The organism is Lysobacter enzymogenes (assembly GCF_017168095.1).
GTDB classification, from domain to species: domain Bacteria; phylum Pseudomonadota; class Gammaproteobacteria; order Xanthomonadales; family Xanthomonadaceae; genus Lysobacter; species Lysobacter enzymogenes_D.
The window spans coordinates 1-2,474 of the sequence record NZ_LXSD01000523.1; the positions used below are offsets into that span (position 1 = coordinate 1).

General features: G+C 73.7%; 2 protein-coding genes. Both read right to left on the reverse strand.

Features of this window, described 5'->3' with window-relative positions:
- Window positions 1-125 precede the first annotated feature (125 nt).
- Window positions 126-1,010 carry an SIS domain-containing protein gene (locus tag A7A76_RS21035; RefSeq protein ID WP_206413138.1) on the reverse strand — a complete coding sequence of 295 codons (885 nt, stop codon included), beginning with the start codon at window positions 1,008-1,010 and terminating at the stop codon, window positions 126-128.
- Between the two features lie 28 nt (window positions 1,011-1,038).
- Window positions 1,039-2,334 carry an amino acid deaminase gene (locus A7A76_RS21040; RefSeq protein ID WP_206413139.1) on the reverse strand — a complete coding sequence of 432 codons (1,296 nt, stop codon included), beginning with the start codon at window positions 2,332-2,334 and terminating at the stop codon, window positions 1,039-1,041.
- Window positions 2,335-2,474: the final 140 nt, after the last annotated feature.

Below are 2,474 nucleotides of genomic sequence, written 5' to 3' on the forward strand. Positions count from 1 at the left end.
GTCGCCGCGCAGCGCGCGCGGTGCGGCGATGCGCGCCGCGTGCGTCGCGGCATCGGCCGGCGTCGCGCTGCGGTCGCTGCGATGACGCTCGGCCTCGGCCAGCGCCGGCTGGAAATCGCGATCGTTCATGGCCGCGCGCTCGCCGCGGCGGCCAGCGCCGCGCCCGCCGAGCGCGAACGTTCGGCTTCGGCCTTGGCCCTTCGCGCCTTCTCCAGCACCGCCGGTTGTTGCCGCAGCGCCACCGCGATGGCGAGCATGTCCACGATCGCCAGCTGCATCAGCTGGGCCACGCCCGGCGAGTACGGCGTGGCCGCGCTGGACAGCGGCAACAGCAGCGGCACCTGCGCCTCGCGGCCCAGCGGCGTGCCGGGCTGGGTCAACGCGATCACCCGCGCGCCGCGGCGGCGGGCGATGCGCGCGCTGTCGTCGACCTCGGCGCTGCAACCGGACAGTGAGATCGCCAGCAGCGCGTCGCCGTCGCCGAGCATGCCCGCGGCCAACCGCTGCAGCTGACCGTCGCTGTGCGCGCTGGCGGCGATGTCCAGGCGCAACAGGCGCAACGAGGCCTCTTGCGCGACCACGCCCGAGCCCGAGCCCATGCCGATGCAGCACACCCGCCGCGCGGCGGAGATCGCCGCGGCGGCCTCGTCCAGCGCGGCCGGGTCGATGCGTTCGCGCACGTCCTCCAGCGCCGCGGCGATGCCGTCGCAGACCTTGTGCACCAGCGTCGCCGCGCCGTCGCGCTTGTCGATGGTGACCGCCTGGTACGGCACGCCGGCGGCGAGGCTGTGCGCCAGTTGCAGCTTGAACTGGCGCAGGCTGCCGCAGCCGACCGCGCGGCAGAACCGGGTCACGCTGGGCTCGGACACGCCGGCGCGCGCGGCCAGCGCGCTGATGCTGGCGCAGGCGGCGAAGTCCATTTCCGCCAGGACCACGGCGGCGACCTTGCGTTCGGCCGGACGCAGTTCGGGCAGCGCGCCGCGGATCGCCGGGATCAGGTTGTCGGACACGAGGGCGCGCTCCTCATTGCGGGATAGGTCAGAAGAAGGTGTTGATCGCGCCGACGATGCGATAGCTGTCGTCGCTGAGCAGCATCAACGGCCATTTGTCGAAGGTGGTGCACGGGTGCGAGATGCCGACCGCGACCAGATCGCCGACCTGCAGCGGATGCGCGGGCGGCAGTTCCAGATACGCGTGCTGATCGTTCATGCGCGCGATGCGCGCCTCGCGCAGCGGGCGCGGCGCGGGCTCGCCGGGGCGATGCCATTGCAGCGGGCGCGGCAGCTCGACGTCGTAGGACGCATCGCGCTTGCCCAGGGTCAGCAGCGCCAGCCCGGGTTCGGGCCGCGACTGCACCATCGCCCACAGCTCCAGCGCGGGCTGCAGGCCGTGGCGGAACTCGGCGCCGTGGCGGCTGCGCATTTCCTGTTGCAGGCCGTGGTAGAGGCCGTGGTCGGAGGTCAGATAGCAGCCCGAGCGCAACACCCGGCGCAGCGGCCGCGACAGCCCGTCGAGGCCGGCGAAGGCGTCGGCGACGACATCGAAATAGGCCGAGCCGCCGGCGCTGATCAGGATCTCCTCGCCGTCGAACAGCGCCGCTTCGTCGCAGCGGCGGGTCAGCTCCAGCATCTGCGCCAGCAGGCTGCGCACGCGTTGCAGGTCGGCGGCGCGGTCGGCGCCGGTCCACAGGCCTTCGTAGCCTTCGATGCCGGCCAGGCGCAGGTGCGAGGCGGCCGCGACTTCGCGCGCCAACGCCAGCGCCGCGTCGCCGCCGCGCGCGCCGGTGCGGCCGCCGTCCAGGCCCAGTTCCACCAGCACCGGCAGGCGCCGCTGCGGCGCGTGGCGGGCCATGACTTCGTTCAAGCGCGCAGCGCCGGCGCTGGAATCGACCAGCACCCAGGTCTGGAAGTCCGCGTCCTCGCCCAGCAGCGCGGCCAGGCTTTCGATATCGGCATAGGCCACCGGCTGGTTCGCCAGCAGCACCCGGCGCACGCCGAAGCGGTGCGCCACGCGCAATTGCGGGATCGTCGCCAGGGTGATCGCCCAGGCGCCGGCGTCGAGCTGAGCCTGGAACAGTTGCGGGCTCATCGTGGTCTTGCCGTGCGGCGCCAGCAGCGCGCCGGCGCGCGCGGCGAAGTCGCGCATCCAGGCCAGATTGTGGTCGAGCGTGGACTGGCGCAACACCGCGACCGGGTACGACAGGCGGCCGTCGAGCACGTCGTAGCCTTGTTCGGCGATCCGGTCCTGCCGCAGCGGCGCGCGCAGCGGCAGGCCTTTGACGCCCGGCAGCAGGGTCTGGGTTTGCAGCGCGCGCAATGCCTCGTTGATCGCCATCTCAGGAACGCTCCCCGATGCGTCGCTGCGCTCGCGGCCGGCGGCCGGGCGCGGCGCCGGCGGATCGGAACGCGCGGCGCTGGCTCGCATCATCGGCCATGCGCGGGCGCGTTGCCGTGCGCGGCCGCCAGGACGCGGGC